This window comes from Clostridiisalibacter paucivorans DSM 22131 (genome assembly GCF_000620125.1).
GTDB classification, from domain to species: Bacteria; Bacillota; Clostridia; order Tissierellales; family Clostridiisalibacteraceae; genus Clostridiisalibacter; species Clostridiisalibacter paucivorans.
The window spans coordinates 49,463-72,322 of the sequence record NZ_JHVL01000003.1 but is presented as its reverse complement, the minus strand read 5'-3'; the positions used below and the strand labels follow the sequence as shown (position 1 = coordinate 72,322).

Here is a 22,860-nt window from a genome sequence, read left to right as displayed (position 1 = left end):
CTCTATATAGTATATGAACACCTAGGAAGAGAGGAGGTAAAATAATGGATGTAATAAAAATGTTAGAACAAGAACAATTAAAGCAAGACTTACCTAATTTTAATGTTGGAGATACTGTAAAGGTACATTATCACATAAAAGAGGGTAATAGAGAAAGAATTCAGGTTTTTGAAGGTACTGTACTTAAAAAACAAGGAAAGAGTTCAAGAGCTACTTTCACTGTTAGAAGAATTTCTTATGGCGTTGGTGTTGAAAGAACATTCCCAATTCATACTCCTAAGATAGAAAAAATCGAAGTTGTAAGAAGTGGTAGAGTAAGGAGAGCAAGATTGAATTACTTGAGAACAAGAACAGGAAAGAGTGCTAGAGTTAAAGAGAAAAGAGATTATTAATAAAGATATTAAATTTATTGGGACTGTTTATCAGTCCCAATATTTATTTATAAGATATAAAATTGAAAATATTGTTTATATATAAAATTAGAAGGGAAAGATGGTAATAGTATCTAATTTTTAAGGTGGTGTTATGATATGAATATTAATTGGTTTCCAGGGCATATGAAAAAAACTAGAGAATTATTAAAGTCTAATTTAAAATTGATAGATGTAGTAATTGAACTATTAGATGCAAGGATACCTATGAGTAGTAAGAATCCAGAGATAGATAGTATTTTGGGCGATACTCCTAGAGTTGTTGTATTAAACAAATCTGACTTAAGCAATAATAGAGCAAATAATATGTGGATGCAATATTTTAATTCTAAAGGAGAAGATGTCATATTAGCTAATTCAATAAAAAATAAAGGGATAAAAGAAATAATAGATTTGACTAATAAAAAAGCATTTGATAAATTAGAGAGGTTAAAAAAAAGAGGAGTAAAAAACAGAGCTGTTAGAGTTATGATTGTAGGTATACCCAATGTAGGTAAATCAACTTTAATAAATGGCTTAGCAGGAAAAAAAAGTGCTAAGACTGGCAATAGACCAGGTGTTACTAAAGGTAAGCAGTGGATAAGGTTAAAGGGAAATATTGAAATGTTAGATACCCCTGGAATATTGTGGCCTAAATTTGAAGATAAAAAGGTTGCCCTTAATTTGGCGTTTACTGGAGCAATAAAAGATGAAATTTTGGATATAGAGACGTTGGGACTAAAGTTAATAGAAAGATTACTAGCATTGTCTCCAGAGTCGTTAATTAATAGATACAATATAGATGTAGAGGAAAAAACACCTTTAGAAATATATGATGAAATAGCTATTAAAAGAGGGTGCATTTTAAAGGGCAATAATATAGACTATACAAGGGTTTCCCATATAATTTTAGATGAATTTAGGAGGGGAAAAATGGGAGCTATAACATTGGAATTACCTTAAGTATTTATATGAAAGGAGAATATTATTTGAGTACGAAAGTCAGTAAGAGAATGGAGAAGGCATTAAAAAGGTTGGAGATGTTTAAGGATTTTGATAATAATTTTGGAGTACAGTTATTAGGTGGGATAGACGAAAGTGGCCGTGGGTGTGTTGCATTTGATATTTTTTCAGCGGTGTGTGTATTGCCCCAAGATATAGATATATATAGGCTCAATGACAGTAAAAAAATAAAGGAAGAAACTAGGTATGAATTGGCTGAAGAGATAAAAGAGAAGGCTTTAGGATGGGGTATAGGTAGAGTAAGCAATGAAGAAATAGATGAAATTGGTATACAGAAGGGAAATTTTTTAGCTTTTAAAAGGGCAATTTCTCATATGAAAGATAATTCAGGAATCGAAGCAGAAATATATATAATAGATGGCAATTATAGAAATATTCCCATTAAAAACTATAAATCTATAGTGAAGGGAGATTCTAAAAGTGCTTGTATTGCTGCTGCCTCAATTCTTGCTAAGGCCTCTAGGGATAAGGCTATTATAGAGACTGCCCACAAGGAATTTCCTCAATATGGATTTGATAGTCATAAGGGATATGAGACAAGGGCACATAGTGAAGCAATACTTAAATATGGGTTATGTAAATATCATAGAAGATCTTTTTGTAAAAAATACCTTAAATGATGAATAAGATTTATTAAATTGTTTACATAAGAAAGAATATACTATAATATATAATATAATAAAAATGTTCAGTTAATAAGTATGGAGATAATAATTGTCATTGGAGGAATAAAGATGGATTTACAACCAATTCTACTCAACAATATGAAAATAAATATGGTTAAACAGAATATAAACCTCAAGATTGGTGATGTATTAAAGGGTAGAATTATTGGTATTGACGGAAATATGATAACTATAGATTTTGGCAGTGGCCATGTAATAACTGGTGAGCTTAAAGTACCCATAGATTTTAAAAATGGTGCTTTAATAGATTTTATTATAAAGGATATGGGAGATTCTCAGCTCATAATATCTCCATATTCTGATGAAAATATCAAAGAAGCAAATGAAAATTTAACAAATAAGACTATAGATAATATCTTGAACCAAAGTGGTTTGAAATCAAATGATAGAAATGTTCAAATAGTAAAATCTCTTTTAGAAATGGAAATGCCAATTAATAAAGAAACTATAAGTAATATTTCTAAGATTGTAGATAAATTAAACAGTTTTAAGCATATGGGTAATGATGAAATAATACAGACTATCTTTCCAGAGGGAGATCCATTAGAAGAAAATATTTTACAAACTTTTAAAACTAAATTAGACAAGCCCAGAATTGATTTTAAAGGGAAAAATATAAAAGAGCATATGGATGAGGACATGTCTAAAGAAATTATACATAAAAAAAATTTAGATATAGATAACAGAGAGTCTAAAGTTAGAGAAAGGAATTATATAGACAATAGAGACACTTCAATTAATAAGTCTATTGAGATGGATAATGCTTTAAAATTTAGAAGAGAGACTTTTCAGAATATAAGTAAAGGATTCCAAAGTAATAATAATTTAATAAAATCAATAGCTTTATTAATGAAATCTAATATTGATGTGTCAATTAAAAATATTAATTTTTTAAATCAAATAATTCAACGGGAAGGTTTCATAGTTAGAGATATAGAGAATCTTATACAGTTATTGGAATCCAATGATATTATTACTGAGGATAAAGATATAAAGAAAATTGTTAACGGGATAAAAAAGTGGACTGGTAAAACAGAATTAAATATGGAACTAAAAAATGTTGAAGAGTTTAAAACCGAGTATAGAGATTTGATGAATAGTTTAGAAGATTTAAAGGAAAGTAGTATTATTAATAAATATAAAAATACTGAAGTTATATCTTCTTTGAAAAACATAGAAGAAAAAGTTAATTTTGTAAATCAATTGAATAATAATATGACCTTTTTTTATATGCCTTTGATAACAAACAGAGAATTTTTAAATGAAAAATTATATATTTTTAATAAAAAGAAGAATTTAGGTAATCTAGATAATACAAAAGTATTTCTATCTTTGAACACAAAGAATCTTAATAAAATAGATATATTATGTGATTTTCATAAAGATAGAGTTAATATAAGTTTCAATATTGAGGATGAATTTGTAAAAGATTTTTTGGCTGAAAATGAGTCTAAATTAATTAATATGCTAAATAAAAATGGATTTAAAAATGTATTTGTAAATTATAGGGATAGAGAAAAGGATATAATTACAGACTTCTTATTTAGTGAAAAAAGTAGAAATTATATGATAGATATCAGGGTGTGATTTTTTGAGTAATAAAAAAAATAAAAATAAAATTGCAATAGCATTACAATATAAAAAAGATTATATATCTCCTAAGATTATAGCTAAAGGAAAAGGAATAGTCGCTGATAATATAATAGACAAAGGAAAAAAAAGCAATGTTAAAGTGCATGAAAATAAAGAAGTTGCACGAGAGCTTATGGACATAGATATTGGTGGAAATATTCCAGAAGAATTATATAATGCTGTGGCTAGTATTTTGGCATTTGTATATGAGCTTGATGAAAAATGGGGGCAGTTGGATGAAATTTAAGAATAGAATCATTGGAAATAGGGGAGAAAATGTAGCAAAAAAGTATTTACTAAACCAGGGTTATAATATATTAGATAAAAACTATACTTGTAATATAGGAGAGATAGATATAATAGCAGAGAAAGAAGGGCTTATAGTATTTATAGAGGTAAAGTCAAGAAATAGCTTAAACTTTGGATATCCTTACGAAGCAGTAGATAGAAAAAAGCAAATTAAACTTATTAAGGTGGCTCAAAATTATATAAATTATAAAAGGATAAGAAATACTCAATTTAGATTTGATATAATAGAAGTGTATTTAAAACAGAGCAATAGGGTAAACCATATTAAAGATGCATTTTGGGCATAAATTATTACTTTTTATCACAGTAATATTTAAGTCCTTTTTTTTTACCTAAAATATTTTCAGAAAATTAAAAGGATTTTATCAAAATATATTGAATATCTACTAGGAAGAATATTGAAAAACTTAAGATTAAAAGGGGTTATGTAAAATGTTGTCTAAATTAAAAACTTGTGTGTTACAAGGGTTAGATGGCTATATAGTAGATGTTGAAACTGATATCTCAAAGGGCTTACCTACATTTCAAATCGTTGGCTTACCTGATATTTCTATAAGGGAGTCTAAGGAAAGGGTTAGGTCATCTATAAACAATAGTGGTTTTAAATTTCCTTTGAATAGAATAATTATAAACCTTGCTCCAGCAAACTTGAAAAAAGAAGGTTCACAAATAGATTTAGCAATAGCTATAGGTATATTGTCAGCATTAGATATTGTTGAAAATAAAAAAATGGATGAGATGTGTTTTATAGGGGAACTATCCTTAAATGGTGAAATAAATAAAATACAGGGAGCATTACCCATGACTATATCCTTAAGAGAAAAAGGGATAAAAAAGTTAATACTGCCTTCTCAAAACATGCATGAATGTGGCATGATCGAAGGCATAGATATAATACCTGTAAAAAATCTTTATGAATTAGTAGAATATCTCAATGGTGAGAAAAAAATCACTCCATATAAAAGTAATATAAAGGATATATTTTCTGAACTCATTGATATGGATGAAGATTTCATAGATGTAAAAGGTCAAGAAAGTATTAAGAGGGCCATGGAGGTAGCTGCAGCTGGAGCTCATAATATATTGCTTATTGGACCTCCTGGTTCGGGAAAGACAATGATATCAAGGAGACTACCATCAATACTACCCGAATTAACATTTGAGGAGGCTCTAGAGATTACAAAAATATATAGTGTAGCTGGACTATTAAAGAATAATAATATCATCACTAAAAGACCTTTTAGAGCACCACATCATACTATATCTAAAACATCCTTGGTAGGTGGTGGAAGAATTCCAAAACCAGGAGAAGTATCTTTGGCCAATTATGGTGTGCTTTTTTTGGATGAACTTCCTGAATTTCAGAAAAATGTTTTAGAAGTACTAAGACAACCAATTGAAGATGAAGAAGTCACCATATCAAGGGTCAATGCTACTTTATCTTATCCAGCTAAGTTTATGCTTGTAGCTAGTATGAACCCTTGTCCATGCGGTTACTTGGGTGATCCGGTACATGAGTGCACATGTTCACAAAGAGATATAGATAAATATCTAGGAAAGATTAGTGGGCCATTATTAGATAGGCTAGACATTATAGTTGAAGTATCACCTGTAAAGTATGGTGATTTAGAGAAAAGGAAGGCAAAAGAATCTTCTAAAGATATAAGAAAAAGGGTGAATGTAGCTAGGAACAAACAGCTTGAAAGATATAAAGATGTAAATATTTTTTCTAATGGACAATTGAAAGGGAATGGTATAAATATATATTGTGATTTAAACAATGAATCTAAGAAGATGATGAAAACAGCATATAAAAAGCTAGGACTTAGTGCTAGGGCATATAATAAGATTCTCAAAGTGGCTAGAACTATTGCTGATTTAAATAATTCTGAATCTATAAATACCTCTCATGTTGCTGAAGCCATACAATATAGAAGTCTTGATAGAAAATATTGGTCCTAGTTAATATTTCCCAGGAAAGGTAATGATATCATGCACAAGAGAAATACATTGATTTGGCTAAATAATATAAATGGTATCACAAATAAATCAATAGGTAACATAGAAAAGTATTTGGGTGGTATAGAAAAATTATGGGATATACCTTTAAGTGAGATAGATAATATACCTAATATAAGTTTAAAGGCTAAAAAAAATTTAAAAAAATATAGGAATGAAGATTTTTTTTATAATATATTATCTAAAATAGAAAAGAATAAAGTTAAAATAATTACTAGTTGTGATGCTGAATATCCATCAACATTAAAAAATATTTATGATTTTCCCAGGGTACTTTATGTAAAAGGGAATATTAAAAAAACAGATTTTTTATCTGTAGCTATAGTAGGGGCTAGAAAGGCCACTTATTATGGAAAATGGGCCTCAGAAAAATTTGCAAGGGAATTAGCTGAGAAGGGTATTACAATAGTAAGTGGTATGGCTATTGGTATAGACACTTATGCTCATAAAGGTGCTATTGCAGGTAATGGAAGAACATTAGCCGTCTTGGGTTCTGGAGTTGATGTAATTTATCCTAAAAAAAATAGGGAGTTATACAATAAAATTCAAGAAAATGGTGGCATTATTTCTGAGTATCCTTTAGGAACTAAACCTTTACATTATAATTTTCCATTGAGAAATAGAATTATAAGTGGACTTTCTTTGGGAGTCATGGTTGTAGAGGCTAAAGAAAAAAGTGGTTCTCTCATAACTGTTGAACATGCTTTAGAACAAGGTAAAGATGTTTTTGCATTGCCAGGAAATATTAATAGTATTTATAGCCAGGGAACTAATAAGCTTATAAAAGAGGGAGCAAAATTAGTAGTCAATATAAATGATATTATTGAAGAAATAAATGAATTAAAGAATAATAAGGAATTATATAAAATAGATACTATGAATATTTCAATTGAAAATTTAAGTGATATGGAAAAAGTTATAGTTGAAAATATGAAGATGGGACCTATACATGCTGATGTAATAGCATACAATGTAAATCTGCCTATATCTCAGGTTAATGGAATATTAACTGTTCTTGAAATGAAGGGAATAATTAAACAGATGCCTGGTAGGATATTTGTTTTAAATATTTAATTATAAATAATTTCTTGACAAATCGTTAAATTTATATAAGAATGGAACAAGAAATCTTATAACATTTTTTTGAAAAAATTTAATAAAGAATATATGTAATATCAAAGATATTGGATTATTATGGACTAGTATTATTAGTTTTGATATAATGACAGTCATTAGGATTACGGAGGTGTATGTTTTGGCAAAATCTTTAGTTATTGTTGAGTCTCCAGCTAAAGCAAAGACTATAGGAAAATTCTTAGGAAGAAAATATAAAATAAAGGCGTCTGTAGGCCATGTTATAGACTTACCAAAGAGTAAATTAGGTGTAGATATTGAAAATAATTTTGACCCTCAATATATAACTATTAGAGGAAAAGGGCCTGTATTGGCGGAGTTAAAAAAAGAGGCGAAAAAGGCTGAAGAGATATATTTAGCTACTGACCCTGACAGAGAGGGAGAGGCTATATCTTGGCATTTATCTAATGCTTTAGGATTAAATAATAATGAAAATAATAGGATAGAATTTAATGAAATAACCAAAAATGCAATACAAAAGGCTATAAAGAATCCTAGAAAAATAGATATGGATCTAGTAGATGCTCAACAGGCAAGGAGGGTTCTAGATAGACTAGTGGGTTATAAAATTAGTCCGCTATTATGGAGAAAAGTTAGAAAGGGATTAAGTGCAGGTAGAGTTCAATCGGTAACTACAAAGCTCATATGTGATAGAGAGAAGGAAATTGATGCATTTGAACCAGAGGAGTATTGGTCAATAACAGCATTGCTTAATAAAGACTCTATTGAATTTGAATCTCAGCTGTTTGCAGCTATTTCAGATAATAAAGAGAAAAAAATTACTATAAAAAATGAAGATGAAACAAATAAAATCTTAAAAGAATTAAAAAATAGTGATTTCATAGTAAAGGAAGTTAAAAAAGGAAATAAAAGGAGAAATCCTTATCCACCATATACGACTAGTAGCTTACAACAAGATGCGTCCAAAAAAATAGGGTTTTCTACTAAAAAAACAATGAGTATTGCTCAGCAATTATATGAAGGTATAGATATACAGGGAGAGGGTACTCAAGGATTGATAACATATATAAGAACAGATTCGGTGAGGATATCTGATGAGGCATTGAAGAATACTACTAACTATATACTGGATAAATTTGGAAAAGATTATTGTGTACAGGGTAGACAATTCAAGAAAAAGAAAAAGGACGATATACAAGATGCCCATGAAGCTATTAGACCTACTTCTGTTTATAGAGACCCTGAAAAAATAAAAGATTCATTGACAAAGGATCAATATAAACTGTATAAGTTAATATGGAATAGATTTGTTGCTAGTCAAATGACACCTGCAGTTTATGATACATTATCTGTAAAAATTAGGGCTAATAATTATATATTCAAAAGTAATGGATCTAAAATTAAATTTGATGGTTTTTTAAAAGTGTACACTATTTCCAATAATAGCAAAGACATAAATATACCTGATTTAGAGGAAGGAGAAAAGGTAGATGTAAATAAAATTAATCCAAATCAGCATTTTACTCAACCTCCACCAAGATACTCTGAGGCCAGTTTAGTTAAAATCTTAGAAGAGCTTGGAATTGGTAGACCTAGTACTTATTCTCCTACTATAAGTACAATATTAGCTCGAGGATATGTGATTTTAGAGAACAAATATTTTATGCCAACAGAACTGGGAATTTTAGTTACAGAAATATTAGAACAATACTTTCAAAATATTGTCAATGAAGAGTTTACTGCAGATATGGAACAGAAATTAGATAAGATTGAAGAAGGAAAAATAACATGGAAGAGTGTTATAAAAGATTTTTATAAAGATTTTGAAAAAGTTTTAGAGGTAGCAGAAAAAGAGATAAGTAAAATAGAAATAGAAGAAGAAGTGACGGATGTAGAGTGTGAAAAATGTGGAAGAAACATGGTAATTAAACATGGTAGATATGGTAAATTTTTAGCTTGTCCTGGATATCCTGAATGTAAAAATACTAAGCCTTTACTTAAAGAGATAGGAGTTAAATGTCCAGAATGCCGAGGAGAGATAATAGAAAGAAGGTCTAAAAAGGGAAGAAAGTTCTATGGATGTAGCAATTATCCAGATTGCAAATTTGTATCCTGGCAAAAGCCATCTAAAAAGAAATGTCCAGAATGCGAAGGCCTTATGATAATAAAAAAATTGAAAAAAAAGGATAAACTTAAATGTACTGTATGTGGTTATGAAGAGGAAACAAAGAAGTAATTATTAAATAAAAGTTAAAAATATAACAAAATTATTGTCAAAAGGTTGAATAAAGTTTAAAATTATGATAATATTCATATGTTTTATAATAACTATAAATAACTTAGGCGTTTGTACTGGGATATATAGGAATTTGGATGAAGGATTTATTTTTATAGGACAAATTAATCCTTTGAAAATTATGTAAGGGTTTGGAGTTCTATAAAAAAGTTAAAGTATTTGATAGGGGTTGAAACTATGTTAAGAGCTACTACAATAATTGCTGTTAGAAAAAATGGTGATTTAGCCATGGCAGGAGATGGGCAGGTTACCATGGGAGATAAAACTATAATGAAAAGCAAAGCTAAAAAAGTTAGGAAGCTTTATAATGGTAAAGTTCTAGTAGGCTTTGCAGGTTCAGTTGCAGATGCTGTTACTTTATCAGAAATGTTAGAGGATAAATTAGAGGAGTTTGAAGGGAATCTTAAAAGAGCTGCAGTAGAATTGGCAAAGGATTGGAGAAAAGATAAAATCCTTAGAAAATTAGAAGCTATGCTTATAGCGGCTAATCACAAAGACCTTCTTGTAATATCGGGGAATGGCGAGGTTATAGAGCCAGATGATGATATTGTTGCTATAGGATCTGGAGGAAATTATGCTTTGTCAGCAGGAAAGGCTTTGATAAAATATTCTGATTTAGATGCAAAAGATATAGTTAAAGAAGCATTATTGATAGCATCCTCCATATGTGTGTTTACTAATGAAAATATAATTGTTAAGAGCTTATAAAGGCTTAATGGGAGGAAAATAAAGTTTGAAAGAATCCAGCATTATTAAGATACTTTAAATGTTATAATAAACTAAAGAAAAAAAGCTGAAGGGTTCTTTTATAAGGAGAGTGTATATAGAAATGAAAAACTTTACTCCACGGGAAATAGTATATGAATTAGATAAATATATTATTGGACAACATAAGGCTAAAAAGTCGGTAGCTGTAGCTCTTAGAAATAGATACAGAAGACGGAAATTAGAAGTTGATTTTCAGGAGGAAATTAAACCTAAAAACATACTGATGATTGGACCTACTGGTGTAGGTAAGACAGAAATTGCGAGACGACTGGCAAAATTAGTGGAAGCACCCTTTATTAAAGTTGAGGCTACTAAATTTACTGAGGTTGGCTATGTAGGAAGAGATGTTGAATCCATGGTTAGAGACTTAGTAGAAACGTCAATAAGGATGGTAAAAAGTCAAAAAATTGAAAAAGTTTATGATAGAGCTAAAAGGTTAGCAGACGAAAAAATCATTAATATACTAGTTCCTAGATTTAAGCCTAAGAGTAATTTCAACAATCCTTTGGAGGCATTGTTTGGAAATACAGCAAATGAAAATGAAATTGAAAAAAATGATGAAAACAGAGAAATGGAAGAAAAAAGAGAAGTCATAAAACAGAAACTTCTTAGAAATGAATTAGAAAATAAAACAATAGAGATAGAGATAGAGGAAAACCGTGGTCAGACGTTAGAAATGTTTACTGGTTCTGGTTTAGAAGAATTAAATATAAATATGAATGATTTTTTTGGTGGTATTATTCCTGGGAAAAAGAAAAAAAAGAAATTGACAATTAAAGAAGCTAGAAAAGTTTTGGCTAATCAAGAAGCTCAAAAGATTATTGACATGGATGAAATAACTGATAAAGCTATAAAAACAGCAGAAAATGAGGGGATTATTTTTATCGATGAAATAGATAAAATAGCCCAGAGTAACCATAATTCTGGTCAGGATGTATCCAGAGAAGGAGTTCAAAGGGATATATTACCTATAATAGAAGGTAGTACAGTTATGACTAAATATGGTCCTGTTAAAACAGATCATATACTATTTGTAGCTGCAGGAGCTTTTCATGTAGCTAAGACAACTGATTTGATTCCTGAAATACAAGGAAGATTTCCTATAAGAGTACAATTACAAAAACTGAGTGAGATGGATTTTAAAGAAATTCTTGTAACACCACAAAATGCATTAATAAAGCAATATAAATTGTTATTAGAAACAGAAGGAATTAAATTGGAATTTACTGATGAGGCATTGGAAGAATTAGCTCGAATGGCTTATATTATTAATGAGCAGACAGAAAATATTGGAGCGAGAAGGCTGCATACAATTTTAGAAGAACTATTAGAAGAGATATCCTTTAATGCACCTGATATAGAAGATAAAGAAATAATTATAGATATAGAATATGTAAGGTCAAAATTAGAAAATAAAATTAAAGAAAAAGACATTTCAAAATATATTCTTTAATACAACAATTAATAATTAGTGATGGATGATAAAAGAAGGAGGATTAAAATGAGTGAAAGTTTATTAGAAAAGACTAGAAGAATTAACAAAATAATACAGGAGTCAGGTTCTAAACCGGTATCATTTAGTGAAATAGCTGAGACATTAAGTTCGATATTAGAAGCTAATGTATATATAGCTAGCAGGAAAGGAAAAGTATTTGGTTTTTGCTTGTCACCAGGGTATAAATGTAGAATTATTGAAAATGAAATAATTGAGGAGAGGAGATTCCCTAAAGATTATAATGATGAACTGCTTAAGATCAATGAAACTATGGCAAATATTACTGAATCAGGAAAATGTGTATTTGATCAGGTGAGTAAATGTGATTATGATAATAAGATAGTTACAGTTATACCTGTTATTACTACTAATGGTAGAGTAGGAACCCTAGTTTTAGCTAGGATAGGTAAAGAATTTAATGAAGATGATTTGGTTTTAGGTGAGTATAGTGCTACCATAGTAGGGATGGAGATATTGAGGGCTAAGGCAGATGAAGTAGAGGCTGAGGCTAGAAAAAAAGCTATTGTACAGATGGCTATAGGTACATTATCTTATTCAGAACTGGAAGCGGTGGAACATATATTCAATGAATTAGAGGGAAATGAAGGGCTGCTTGTGGCTAGTAAAATAGCTGATAGAGTAGGCATAACTAGATCTGTAATAGTAAATGCACTAAGGAAATTTGAAAGTGCTGGAGTTATAGAGTCCAGGTCTTTAGGCATGAAGGGAACATATATAAAGATTTTAAATAATAAATTGATGGATGAACTGGAAAAGCTTAAAAATTAATGAAATTGAATTAAATTATAAAAGGCTCAGTATATAGTTGCTGAGTCTTTTATAATGATTACAAATCAAACTGTAAATATATACTTGAATTTATAAAAATTGCATTTTGTAGAAAAATCAGATATATTGTTATATGAAATTGCATTCTATATTGTAAAAAATATGTATTATATGTCAAATATGGACCTAAAATACTATTCTTGTGGTGATGAAAATAGTATAATATAATAATTATGATATTAGTAAATATATAGGTTTTTTTAGGGTATATTTATATACATATAAAAGTGTTATATATTAATGTCGAATTTTCAATTAAAAGCAGGAAAAAGCACTAAAAAACTCGAATTTAGTGAAGAAGGTTTGCATTAAATAATTTATCTTATGCTATTAATTGTTTTAGAAGGGGTGTATTTATGATAAATGAATTTTATGGAAAAATTAATTTTTTGAAAAAAGCTATGGATGGGGCCTGGTTGAGAAATGAAGCAATTTCTAATAATATTTCTAATGTCAATACACCGGGATATAAAAGAATAAAAGTTGATTTTGAAAAAATATTAGATGATAGTATTGAAAAGAAATACTTGGAACTTGATACAACCAATAATCGACATATAAACCAAACATATGACAATAAAAATTTTATGCCCATTGTAAAAAAAGATAATTTCTACTCTACAAAAAAAGATGGCAATAATGTGAATATAGATGTAGAGATGGCAAATTTAGCTAAAAATACTGTATATTATAATGCATTGAGTCGAATGGCATCAGATGAAATTAGCAAAATAAAAACTATAATTAATGGAGGAAGGTGATAAAATGAGTTTTTTTAATTCTATAAATGTAAGTGCATCTGGACTTACAGCAGAAAGAACGAGGATGGATATTATTTCTCAAAATATGGCCAATGTCAATACAACAAGGACGTCTAATGGCACTCCATATAGGAGAAAAATGGTTTTGTTTAAAGAAAATAATAATACTTTTGAAAACATGTTAAGTAAATATACTAATTCTGCCATAAAGAGTGATGGAGTAAAAGTAAGTAAAATAGTAGAAGATAAGACTCCTTTAAAATCAACCTATGAACCAGGGCATCCAGATGCAGATGAAAATGGATATGTAAAAAAGCCTAATGTAGATATAGTTAAAGAAATGGTGGACATGATATCTGCATCTAGAGGGTATGAAGCCAATATTACTGCGTTGAATTCTTCTAAAACTATGGCTATGAAGGCATTAAGTATTGGCAAATAAATTAAAATTATTATATATATTTAATAGTAAAAGATAAAATCAAATAATTTATATAAGACATAATATTAGCTATCATATTTTATATGAAGTGGAGGGATTTTGTGAAGATTACAGGGTTAGATTCCATGTATAAAATACAGAAAAATATAGATGCAAATGGAGATATAGCAAATGATAATAAAATAAATTTTTCTCAGTATCTAAAGAGTGCTTTAGATGATGTAAATAGTTTACAATTGGAATCTGAAAAATACAAAGAAATGATGGCAGTTGGTAAAGTTGATAATATTCATGAGGTTATGATAGCTTCTGAAAAGGCAAGTATTGCTTTGCAGTTGACAACGAGTATTAGAAATAAAGTTGTAGATGCCTATAAAGAAATCATGAGAATGCAAATCTAATCGTAGTAGGGAATGAGGTGATTAAGTGTCTGAAACCATAGCAAAGGCCAAAAACCAATTGGAGGAATTTTGGCAGGGAATGGATAAAAGTAAAAAGATAAAACTTATTGTAGGCAGCCTAGTAATAATTATATTATTAACTGGAGTAATATATTTTTTAACAAGGACTGAATACGAAGTTTTATATACAGATTTATCTCTAAAGGATGCTGGACTGATAACTGAAAAATTAGATGAAATGAGCGTTCCCTGGGAAAATGGAGAAAACAATGATGAAAGGACTATTAGAGTTCCTGTAGAGATGAAAAATAAAGTGAAGATACAATTGGCAACACAAGGATTGCCAAAGGAAGGATATAGCGTATTAGATGCCTTTGAAGATAGTAGTTGGACGATGACTGAATACGAAAAAAGAGAAAGGGTCAAGTTTGGATTGCAGAATGAACTGGCATCTACGATATCTGAAATAGATGGAATAGATAGTGCGACTGTATACATAGACATACCAAATGATGATAATTTTTTAGATAGAGACAGTAAAGCTACAGCATCAGTTTTTTTGAACTTATATGATGAATCTCCTATAAATCAAGAAAGTGCTAAAGCAATAAGGAATTTAGTTTCTAGTGCATTTAAAAAGATGAATGCAGAAGATGTAAATATAACTGATAATTATGGAAGGTCTTATAATGAGGAAAATGTTTATAATGGATATGATATAGATAATCAATTAAATATAAAGCAGGCATTTGAAAATAAAATGAATGCAAGTGTAAAGAGATTTCTTGAAAACATATTTGGTTATGGTAATGTTGACGTAAGGACTAATGCTATATTTGATTTTGATACTGAGGTTACTAATCAAACATTATTTGCTCCTCCAGTGGAAGGAAATGATGAAGGGCTTATTAGAAGTATGGAACAAGTAGAAGAACATAGTGTAAATGGAACCTCAGGGGCAGTACCTGGCACTGAGTCCAATACAAATGATCAAGTTGATTATGGAACAGTGGATGGAGGAAATTCTAAATATGATAAGGCAAGTAAAATAATTAATTATGAATTAAACGAGATAAATAGACAAATCAATAAAAGTCCAGGAAAAGTTAAGGATTTGTCTGTTGCAATTTTAATAAATCAAGATGCCTTATCAGATGGAGAATTAACAGATGAAAAGAGAAAAGAGATATCTGAGTTAGTTGAAAGTGCAACTGGTACAGATGTGAAAAATGTAACAGTAACTGCTGGTAAATTTAATATATCAATCCCAGGAAGTTCAGTAGGTGGAGATACTGAAAAAAGCGGTGTAAACATGATGATAATAATAGGTGCATTAATTGGACTAGCATTGATAGTCATAATTGGAATAATTATATATAGAAGAAGAAAAATCAATGAAGAAGAGGAACTTCAAAGGATGTTAGGAGAAAAGTCTATCGAATCTGATGAAGTTGAGGAAATTAATTTTGACAAAGAAAAATCGGGATACAAAAGTCAAGTTGACAACTTTGTTGATAAAAAACCAGAAACTGTTGCCCAACTGTTAAGGTCATGGATAAATGAGGAGTAGAGGTGATAAGTGTGGCTAGAAAAAATGAACTTAGTGGAAAAGAAAAGGCAGCAATATTGTTGATAACACTGGGACCTCAAAAGTCTGCGGAAATATTTAAACATTTAAATGAAGAAGAGATAGAAGAGTTGACTTTAGAAATAGCCAATATGAGGATGGTATCTCCTGAAGAAAAAGAAAAGGTAATAGAAGATTTTTACCAGATGTGTTTAGCACAAGAATATATATCAGAGGGAGGAATTAATTATGCCAAAGATGTTTTAGAAAGGGCTTTAGGTTCTCAAAAGGCTGTGGACATAATTAATAAACTTACAACATCATTACAAGTAAGACCCTTTGAATTTATTCGTAAAGCTGATCCCAACCAATTATTAAACTATATACAAAGCGAGCATCCTCAGACTATTGCACTGATATTGGCATATTTGTCTCCTAATCAGGCAGGACAAATAATGTCTAAGCTATCTCCTGAAAAGCAAGCAGAAGTAGCTAAGAGAATTGCTACAATGGATAGGACAACCCCTGAAATTATAAAAGAAGTGGAAAGAGTAATAGAAAGCAAATTTTCTACCGTCGTATCTCAAGATTTCACTTCTGCCGGTGGCATAGAATCTATAGTTTCTATTTTAAATTCAGTTGATAGAGGAACAGAAAAGCATATAATGGAAGAATTAGAGACTCAAGATGCTGAGTTATCAGAAGAAATTAGAAAGAGAATGTTTGTGTTTGAAGACATTGTATCACTGGATAGTAGATCTATTCAGAGATTTATTAGGGAAATAGATAATAACCAATGGGCTGTAGCTTTAAAAGGTGCCAGTGAAGAAGTAAAAGAAGTTATTTTTGCAAATATGTCTAAGCGTCTTGTTGAAATGATTAAAGAAGATATGGAATTTATGGGACCTGTGAGACTAAAAGATATAGAAGAAGCTCAACAAAATGTAGTTAATGTCATAAGAAGGTTAGAGGATGCTGGTGAAATAGTAACACCTAGAGGAGGAGATGAAGTAATTGTCTAGAGTAATAAAGTCCTCTAGGATAGTAGAGGTGGAAAGTAAAGATAAAGGTATACAGACCAATGTAGACCCTCAAACTAATTATGACAAGATTATTAATAAAGGGAAAATGAAATCAGATAGTATAGTGAAAGAGGCAAAAGTGCAGGCTGAAGAGATTAGAAGAAAAGCTGAAGAGGATGCTAGAATATTAATAGAGGATGCCCATAAAGAAGCTAAAAAAATTATAGAGGATAGTAAGAAGAGGGGATATGAAGAAGGTTATGAGCTTGGTTATACAGAAGGAAAGGAAGAATCTGACAAACTTATATCTGAGGCAAATAGTATAAAAGAAGGATATCTTAATGAAAGAAAGTTAGTACTAGATACCATAGAAAAAGATGTAATAGACCTAATTATAAACATATCTGAAAAGGTTATAAATATGAAGCTTGAAGAGGATAAAGAGGCGATTTTATCTATGATATCTAAAGGGTTAGATGGTTTGAATATAAGTGACAGCCTAGTCATAAGGGTATCTAAAGAAGATTACGATATAGTCGAGTTATCTAAGAATAAGGTATTGGCAATGGCTAATTTGGTAGAAAACATTGATATCAAGATAGATTCTAGCCTAAAAAAGGGAGACTGTATTATAGAAAGTAGTAATGGTACGGTAGATGTAGGTTTTAAAACACAAATGGATAATGTGAAAAAGATACTATTAGAGACATTGAATAGCGAGTGATAGATGTGATAAATATAAATAAATATAAGTCTAGATTGAATAATTCAGAATTAGTTGTATATAAAGGGAAAGTAACTCAAGTTACGGGGCTCACAATTCAATCATCAGGTCCATTGGTAAAATTAGGAGAATTATGTTATATATACCCCTATAATAAAAAGAATCCTATTCTTTCGGAAGTTGTAGGTTTTAAGGAAGATAAAATACTTTTAATGCCATTGGGAGATATGACAGGGATAGGCCCGGGAAGCACTGTTGTTGCCAGTGGACATACATTAAAGGTCAATGTTAGTGACAATCTTAAAGGTAGGGTACTGGATGGATTGGGAAATCCTATAGATGGCAAAGGCCCCATAGAAATATCACAATCATACCCTGTTTCCAATGACCCACCCAATCCTTTAGACAGACAAAAAATTAGTGAAGTATTGCCATTGGGTATAAAGGTTATTGATGGATTACTTACTTGTGGAAAGGGACAGAGGATTGGAATATTTGCTGGTAGTGGTGTTGGAAAAAGTACATTAATGGGAATGATATCAAGAAATGCCATTGCAGATATTAATGTAATAGGGTTAATCGGTGAAAGGGGCAGGGAAGTTAGAGAGTTTATTGAAAATGATTTGAAGGAAGAAGGTCTAAAAAAATCAGTGGTTGTAGTTGCTACTTCAGATCAACCTGCTCTAATTAGAATGAAGGGTGCTTTATTGACTACAGCTATAGCGGAATATTTTAGAGATAGAGGAAAAAATGTTCTTCTTCTTATGGATTCCCTTACAAGGTTTGCAATGGCTCAGAGAGAGATAGGACTTGCTATAGGAGAACCACCAGTAACGAAGGGATTCACACCGTCAGTATTTGCTGTATTACCTAAATTATTAGAAAGGGCTGGAAACTCTAAGAATGGAAATATGACGGCCTTATATACGGTGTTGGTAGATGGAGATGATTTGAATGAGCCTATAACAGATGCTGCTAGAGGTATATTAGATGGACATATTGTTTTGTCTAGAAAACTTGCTAACCAAAATCATTATCCGGCTATAGATGTTTTGGGCAGTGTGAGTAGAGTCATGCCAAATATATGCGATAAAACACATATAAAGGATTCTAATGGCATAAAGGACATTATTGCTACATATAGAAATTCTGAAGATCTTATCAATATTGGGGCGTATAAAATGGGAAGCAACCCTAAGATAGACAAGGCCATTAACCATATAGATGCTATTGATGATTTTTTAACTCAAGATACAATGGAGTCGTTTGAATTTGAAGAAACTTTGTCTATATTGAAAAGTATTCTAGAATAAAATTAGTGGGTGATTACTATGACAAAATTCAAATTTAAGTTACAAAGGATATTAGATTATAGGGAGACTATTGAGGACAAGATATATAAAGAATTTGGGTACTGTAAGTCTAGACTAGAAAAAGCAGAGATGGTTATTAATAGATTATTAAAAGAGAGAGAAGGATTAAACAAATCGAAAAATGATCTGGCCAATAATGCCAAAGTAATGGAACTAAAAATGTTAGATATGCACATTAAAAATTTAAATATAAAAATAAAGGAACAAAACAAATTAATATTAGAGATTAGAAATGAATTACAAGAAATACAGGACAGGTTAGTTAAAGCTTCTATTGACAAGAAAACTTTAGAAAAATTAAAAGAGAGAGATAAGGAAAGTTATAATTATATAGTGAAAAAGGAAGAAGAAAAAATGGTAGATCAATTAGTTAGTTTTAAGAATACGGTAAAATAGTGGTGATTATTATGGACAAGGATAAGAAAAAAAATATATTAAAAGTAATATCCATATTTTTAGCTGTATTTATAATGGTACCTATGTTTATTATGATTATTTTATATAATACCAACGATAAATTCAATAATATGGCTGAGGGTTATTTGAGAAAAGCCCCAGGATTTATAGGGGATTATTTTTCAAAATATCCCACTGAAGAAGAGCGAGATGAAAAGATAGCATATATTTCAGATTATTATATTAGTATAGATAAAACTAGTGCTTCAGAAAAACTGTACATTATAAAAGGTCAAGACGAGGAACTGTTTCATGATATTATTGGCAATATGAGACATATATCTACACAAAGGACTGAGGATATAGTTAAATTGATAAGAAATATTGAAATAAAAAAGGACCCATTGATTGCAACGTATGATGAAATTAAAGAAGATAGTTTATCTAAATTAGAAGAGGATATCAAAAAATTCGAAGATACCAAAACTAATGTTTTAATAAAAGATATAAAAGAAAATTATATAGGAAATAGAGAAAAATCCCAATATCTAGTTAAAGTATTTAATAGTATGGAGCAAGATAAATTGGCAGAATTATTTTTTTATGATAAAGAAATAAAAGAAAACTTTTTAAATAGAATAGATCCTATTAGAAAAGAGCAGATAGTTCCCGTATTATTGGCGAAAAATGTTGAAGGAAAAGAGCTTCTAAAGTTATCTCAACAATATTCAGTGATGGACCCTGAAAAAGCATATGGAGAAATAGGAAATGAGGATAATTATAGTATTGACCAATTATCTCAAATTTTCATGAATATGGAAATAGCTGATGCAGCAAGGATATTGAAATATGGTGACGACACTGAGTTTGTAAAGAACCTGTTTAATGGGATTAGAGAATACGAACAATTATACTCTATAGATGATACTAAGACTATAGAAATAACTAAGGCAATAAATTACTTAAATTATTATGAAGGTAAAATAAAGGAATTGGCATCTATATACGATAAGATGAATTCGCAAGATGTAGCTAATATACTTGAGAGGCTATTGATGAGTGGCAGTGGTGAAAAAATAGACTTTTTTGAAGTAGATAATAGTGATATATATGAAACTAATGATTTAAAGATTGCAGTAGATGTTTTGAATCAAATTAAAAAGTCAAAGGTATCAGAAATACTTGAAAATATGGAACCAAGAAAAGCAGCTGATTTATCTAAAAAACTTACTTTGTAATATGTCTTTATAATATATAAATGCTATTGAAAGGGGGTGAAAAAGATGAGTGGACAAATGGTTGCATTAGATATAATGAAGCTAAAATCTCCAATGAAAGTATCTGCTAAGGATAATACTAGATATAGTAAAAAAGAAAAAAATACTTTTGAGTCTCATCTAGAAAAGAGTAATATGAAACGACCAGCAAAAAAGAATAAAAATATTAATCAAAAAGATGAGTCGATAAAAAGTAAAGAAAAGAATGAAGAAAGACCTAATAAAAATCAATTAAAAAACAATAAAAATGATAAAGTAACAGAAGATAAAAAAATAGACAATGTTGATAAATCTGATAAGACAGAAGAAGATGATAAAATATGTAAATCAGATAACAAATTGTATGAAGAACAACAGCAGGATATTGAAGTGGAATTAACACCTAATCAAGAGAAAATAATTGATTTGCTTAATGTACTAAATAATGAATTGAAGGATATGGGGAAAGAGGCTGAAAAGCAGAATCATATTAAATTTGATAGCATTAAGGCATTAAAGGAAGATATTAAAATAGTATCTGATATATTGCTTAATAATCATAGTAAAGAAATTTTAAAAGATGGAGAAGGGATAGATAAACTACAGGATATTGTTGCCAATATAGATGAAATATTAAAGAAAGAAGATATGGATAACAAATCCAGTCTACGGAATATAAAAAGAGATTTAAACGTATTATTGACCCAAGGCAATATTAAAAGCAATAAAGATATTAGGCAGGGTCAAAAGCATATAGAAAATATAAAGAATGAAGAAATTGATATAGGTTTTATCAAAGATATTGATGATAATAGGCATGTGAAAGAACAAAGGGATATAAAAGATAATGCAGTTAAAGTTAATATGGAGAGTAAAGTAAATAGAGAGAGTATAGACTTGGTAAAGCCTACAGAAGGTAATACAAGACATAGTTTAGATGTCACAAACAATGGAAACAACTTTAATATAGAGATGGTATCTAATAATAAATCTTCTAATATGGAAGCAATAGATAGCAAAGGTTTTAATGCTATTATAGACAAAGAAAATATATTGGAACAAATATTAGACAAGGCAAAAGTAGTAATTAAAGATAAGTCTTCAGAAATGGAGATAAAATTAAAGCCAGAATTCCTAGGAAAGTTGTCGATAAAATTGGCAGTTGAGAAGGGTGTACTGACTGCAAAGGCTACGGTGGATAATCATGAAATAAAGCAGCTAATAGAGACCAATATGAATCAATTAAAAGATAGTTTGAATGAACAAGGTCTAGACATAGGTGCATTTGATGTTTCTGTAACAGATGATGGTAGTTATGAACAAAGGCAATTTTTAAATTGGATGAGTAATAAAAGCAAGAACAATAAAAAGAAAATATTAAATAGTGCAGAATATGAAAACAATACACTATACGTAAATGAAACCCATAATAATAACACTATAAAAGGGATGTATTTAAATAGTAATATAGATTTTATGGCGTAGAAGGGGATGTTAATATGGCAGTAGAATCAACCAATAATGATATGCTTTGGAAGGATGTAAATTCAAAGCCTGAGGAACGGAAGACAGAGGATAAAAAAGGTGATTTAGATAAGGATACCTTTCTAAATTTACTGGTAACTCAGCTTAGGAATCAAGACCCTATGAATCCTGTTGAAGACAAAGAATTTATAGCTCAGATGGCACAGTTTTCTTCATTAGAGCAAATGCAAAATATGAATGCAAATATGAAGCAGTCTCAACAAGATATAAAGGATTTATTAACTATAATGAATATGAATAATAATGTAAATATTGACAATATAAGAGACGATATATCACAAATAAAAGAAGTCTTAGAATCATATAGTGGGGACAATAATGTGGAAGAAGGCAATGGAGATACAGAAGATGGAGATGTAAGCCAAGAAGAATAATATCCTGGAGTTGATGGTATGGATAAGATACAGATACAAAGGTTAAATCAGATTGTATCGAAAAATAATTACAAAAGAACAGTAAAAGATATAAAAAAGAATAAAAACTTTGACCAGATATTGAATTCCTTAAATTCTAAAAGTGTTAAATTTTCAAAACATGCTCAGCAGAGAATAAATACTAGGAATATAAACTTAAGTGATCAGGATTTAGGAAAGATTGAAAATGCCATAGATAAGGCCCAGGCTAAAGGAGTAAAAGAAGCATTGATAGTTATGGGAAATAAGGCTTTTATAGCCAGTGTAAAAAACAAAACTATAATTACAACAGCTAATACTGAGGAGTTAAAGGAAAATGTATTTACAAATATAGACGGTGCCGTAATTATATAGCTGGACCTTCTTTGAGGAGGCTAT

24 protein-coding genes are annotated in these 22,860 nt (G+C 29.8%); all 24 read left to right on the top strand.

Going from position 1 to position 22,860, the window contains the following annotated elements:
- Nucleotides 1–44: 44 nt before the first annotated feature.
- The 24 genes from rplS to Q326_RS0101930 all read left to right on the top strand — a co-directional run bounded on the left by rplS (nucleotide 45) and on the right by Q326_RS0101930 (nucleotide 22,836).
- A complete protein-coding gene (rplS, locus tag Q326_RS0102045) occupies nucleotides 45–392 on the top strand; it encodes a 50S ribosomal protein L19 (protein WP_026893870.1) in 348 nt (115 codons plus the stop codon).
- 138 nt (nucleotides 393–530) lie between these two features.
- Complete coding sequence (gene ylqF / locus Q326_RS0102040; RefSeq protein ID WP_026893869.1) at nucleotides 531–1,373, top strand: ribosome biogenesis GTPase YlqF; 843 nt, start codon at nucleotides 531–533, stop codon at nucleotides 1,371–1,373.
- Between the two features lie 26 nt (nucleotides 1,374–1,399).
- Nucleotides 1,400–2,053, top strand: coding sequence for a ribonuclease HII (gene rnhB, locus Q326_RS0102035; RefSeq protein ID WP_051531022.1), 654 nt, complete (start codon nucleotides 1,400–1,402; stop codon nucleotides 2,051–2,053).
- Nucleotides 2,054–2,167: 114 nt separating this feature from the next.
- On the top strand, nucleotides 2,168–3,706 hold the full coding sequence (locus Q326_RS0102030; protein ID WP_026893867.1) for a DUF6240 domain-containing protein: 1,539 nt from the start codon (nucleotides 2,168–2,170) through the stop codon (nucleotides 3,704–3,706).
- A 4-nt stretch (nucleotides 3,707–3,710) separates the two neighbouring features.
- Complete coding sequence (locus Q326_RS0102025) at nucleotides 3,711–3,998, top strand: EscU/YscU/HrcU family type III secretion system export apparatus switch protein (RefSeq protein ID WP_026893866.1); 288 nt, start codon at nucleotides 3,711–3,713, stop codon at nucleotides 3,996–3,998.
- The gene (locus Q326_RS0102020) at nucleotides 3,988–4,347 is read left to right on the top strand and encodes a YraN family protein (RefSeq protein WP_026893865.1); all 360 of its coding nucleotides are present in this window, start codon (nucleotides 3,988–3,990) and stop codon (nucleotides 4,345–4,347) included. Before Q326_RS0102025 ends, Q326_RS0102020 begins: the two co-directional genes overlap by 11 nt.
- A gap of 145 nt (nucleotides 4,348–4,492) precedes the next feature.
- Nucleotides 4,493–6,022: a YifB family Mg chelatase-like AAA ATPase gene (locus tag Q326_RS0102015; RefSeq protein ID WP_026893864.1), complete on the top strand. Its 1,530-nt coding sequence runs from the start codon at nucleotides 4,493–4,495 to the stop codon at nucleotides 6,020–6,022.
- Nucleotides 6,023–6,052: 30 nt separating this feature from the next.
- Entirely contained in the window at nucleotides 6,053–7,153 is a 1,101-nt protein-coding gene (gene dprA, locus Q326_RS0102010) for a DNA-processing protein DprA (RefSeq protein WP_026893863.1), read from the top strand.
- Nucleotides 7,154–7,334: 181 nt separating this feature from the next.
- On the top strand, nucleotides 7,335–9,410 hold the full coding sequence (gene topA / locus Q326_RS0102005; RefSeq protein ID WP_026893862.1) for a type I DNA topoisomerase: 2,076 nt from the start codon (nucleotides 7,335–7,337) through the stop codon (nucleotides 9,408–9,410).
- Between the two features lie 237 nt (nucleotides 9,411–9,647).
- A complete protein-coding gene (hslV, locus tag Q326_RS0102000; RefSeq protein WP_026893861.1) occupies nucleotides 9,648–10,178 on the top strand; it encodes an ATP-dependent protease subunit HslV in 531 nt (176 codons plus the stop codon).
- Nucleotides 10,179–10,299: 121 nt separating this feature from the next.
- Nucleotides 10,300–11,691, top strand: coding sequence for an ATP-dependent protease ATPase subunit HslU (gene hslU / locus Q326_RS0101995; RefSeq protein ID WP_026893860.1), 1,392 nt, complete (start codon nucleotides 10,300–10,302; stop codon nucleotides 11,689–11,691).
- 48 nt (nucleotides 11,692–11,739) lie between these two features.
- On the top strand, nucleotides 11,740–12,522 hold the full coding sequence (gene codY / locus Q326_RS0101990; RefSeq protein ID WP_026893859.1) for a GTP-sensing pleiotropic transcriptional regulator CodY: 783 nt from the start codon (nucleotides 11,740–11,742) through the stop codon (nucleotides 12,520–12,522).
- A gap of 416 nt (nucleotides 12,523–12,938) precedes the next feature.
- The gene (gene flgB, locus Q326_RS0101985) at nucleotides 12,939–13,343 is read left to right on the top strand and encodes a flagellar basal body rod protein FlgB (RefSeq protein WP_026893858.1); all 405 of its coding nucleotides are present in this window, start codon (nucleotides 12,939–12,941) and stop codon (nucleotides 13,341–13,343) included.
- A 4-nt stretch (nucleotides 13,344–13,347) separates the two neighbouring features.
- Complete coding sequence (gene flgC, locus Q326_RS0101980; RefSeq protein ID WP_026893857.1) at nucleotides 13,348–13,785, top strand: flagellar basal body rod protein FlgC; 438 nt, start codon at nucleotides 13,348–13,350, stop codon at nucleotides 13,783–13,785.
- 101 nt (nucleotides 13,786–13,886) lie between these two features.
- Complete coding sequence (gene fliE, locus Q326_RS0101975; protein WP_026893856.1) at nucleotides 13,887–14,186, top strand: flagellar hook-basal body complex protein FliE; 300 nt, start codon at nucleotides 13,887–13,889, stop codon at nucleotides 14,184–14,186.
- Between the two features lie 25 nt (nucleotides 14,187–14,211).
- The gene (gene fliF / locus Q326_RS0101970; protein WP_026893855.1) at nucleotides 14,212–15,756 is read left to right on the top strand and encodes a flagellar basal-body MS-ring/collar protein FliF; all 1,545 of its coding nucleotides are present in this window, start codon (nucleotides 14,212–14,214) and stop codon (nucleotides 15,754–15,756) included.
- A gap of 11 nt (nucleotides 15,757–15,767) precedes the next feature.
- Nucleotides 15,768–16,775, top strand: a complete 1,008-nt coding sequence (fliG, locus tag Q326_RS0101965; RefSeq protein ID WP_026893854.1) for a flagellar motor switch protein FliG — start codon at nucleotides 15,768–15,770, stop codon at nucleotides 16,773–16,775.
- A complete protein-coding gene (locus Q326_RS0101960) occupies nucleotides 16,768–17,499 on the top strand; it encodes a FliH/SctL family protein (RefSeq protein WP_026893853.1) in 732 nt (243 codons plus the stop codon). Before fliG ends, Q326_RS0101960 begins: the two co-directional genes overlap by 8 nt.
- Before the next feature lie 5 nt (nucleotides 17,500–17,504).
- Nucleotides 17,505–18,812, top strand: a complete 1,308-nt coding sequence (gene fliI / locus Q326_RS0101955) for a flagellar protein export ATPase FliI (RefSeq protein ID WP_034600888.1) — start codon at nucleotides 17,505–17,507, stop codon at nucleotides 18,810–18,812.
- 18 nt (nucleotides 18,813–18,830) lie between these two features.
- Nucleotides 18,831–19,268: a flagellar export protein FliJ gene (fliJ, locus tag Q326_RS0101950; protein WP_026893851.1), complete on the top strand. Its 438-nt coding sequence runs from the start codon at nucleotides 18,831–18,833 to the stop codon at nucleotides 19,266–19,268.
- A gap of 11 nt (nucleotides 19,269–19,279) precedes the next feature.
- Entirely contained in the window at nucleotides 19,280–20,506 is a 1,227-nt protein-coding gene (locus tag Q326_RS0101945; RefSeq protein ID WP_026893850.1) for a MotE family protein, read from the top strand.
- 45 nt (nucleotides 20,507–20,551) lie between these two features.
- The gene (locus Q326_RS0101940) at nucleotides 20,552–22,009 is read left to right on the top strand and encodes a flagellar hook-length control protein FliK (protein WP_026893849.1); all 1,458 of its coding nucleotides are present in this window, start codon (nucleotides 20,552–20,554) and stop codon (nucleotides 22,007–22,009) included.
- 14 nt (nucleotides 22,010–22,023) lie between these two features.
- Entirely contained in the window at nucleotides 22,024–22,443 is a 420-nt protein-coding gene (locus Q326_RS18120; RefSeq protein ID WP_026893848.1) for a flagellar hook assembly protein FlgD, read from the top strand.
- Nucleotides 22,444–22,461: 18 nt separating this feature from the next.
- Nucleotides 22,462–22,836, top strand: coding sequence for a TIGR02530 family flagellar biosynthesis protein (locus Q326_RS0101930; protein WP_026893847.1), 375 nt, complete (start codon nucleotides 22,462–22,464; stop codon nucleotides 22,834–22,836).
- The last annotated feature ends 24 nt before the right edge of the window (nucleotides 22,837–22,860 follow it).

Coding starts and splice junctions, on each gene's coding strand:
- Q326_RS0102015 (WP_026893864.1), top strand. CDS start 4,493: ATGTTGTCTAAATTAAAAACTTGTGTGTTACAAGGGTTAGATGGCTAT.
- Q326_RS18120 (WP_026893848.1), top strand. CDS start 22,024: ATGGCAGTAGAATCAACCAATAATGATATGCTTTGGAAGGATGTAAAT.
- hslV (WP_026893861.1), top strand. CDS start 9,648: ATGTTAAGAGCTACTACAATAATTGCTGTTAGAAAAAATGGTGATTTA.
- rplS (WP_026893870.1), top strand. CDS start 45: ATGGATGTAATAAAAATGTTAGAACAAGAACAATTAAAGCAAGACTTA.
- Q326_RS0102030 (WP_026893867.1), top strand. CDS start 2,168: ATGGATTTACAACCAATTCTACTCAACAATATGAAAATAAATATGGTT.
- codY (WP_026893859.1), top strand. CDS start 11,740: ATGAGTGAAAGTTTATTAGAAAAGACTAGAAGAATTAACAAAATAATA.
- Q326_RS0101945 (WP_026893850.1), top strand. CDS start 19,280: ATGGACAAGGATAAGAAAAAAAATATATTAAAAGTAATATCCATATTT.
- hslU (WP_026893860.1), top strand. CDS start 10,300: ATGAAAAACTTTACTCCACGGGAAATAGTATATGAATTAGATAAATAT.
- Q326_RS0101940 (WP_026893849.1), top strand. CDS start 20,552: ATGAGTGGACAAATGGTTGCATTAGATATAATGAAGCTAAAATCTCCA.
- ylqF (WP_026893869.1), top strand. CDS start 531: ATGAATATTAATTGGTTTCCAGGGCATATGAAAAAAACTAGAGAATTA.
- Q326_RS0102020 (WP_026893865.1), top strand. CDS start 3,988: ATGAAATTTAAGAATAGAATCATTGGAAATAGGGGAGAAAATGTAGCA.
- dprA (WP_026893863.1), top strand. CDS start 6,053: ATGCACAAGAGAAATACATTGATTTGGCTAAATAATATAAATGGTATC.
- flgC (WP_026893857.1), top strand. CDS start 13,348: ATGAGTTTTTTTAATTCTATAAATGTAAGTGCATCTGGACTTACAGCA.
- fliJ (WP_026893851.1), top strand. CDS start 18,831: ATGACAAAATTCAAATTTAAGTTACAAAGGATATTAGATTATAGGGAG.
- Q326_RS0101930 (WP_026893847.1), top strand. CDS start 22,462: ATGGATAAGATACAGATACAAAGGTTAAATCAGATTGTATCGAAAAAT.
- flgB (WP_026893858.1), top strand. CDS start 12,939: ATGATAAATGAATTTTATGGAAAAATTAATTTTTTGAAAAAAGCTATG.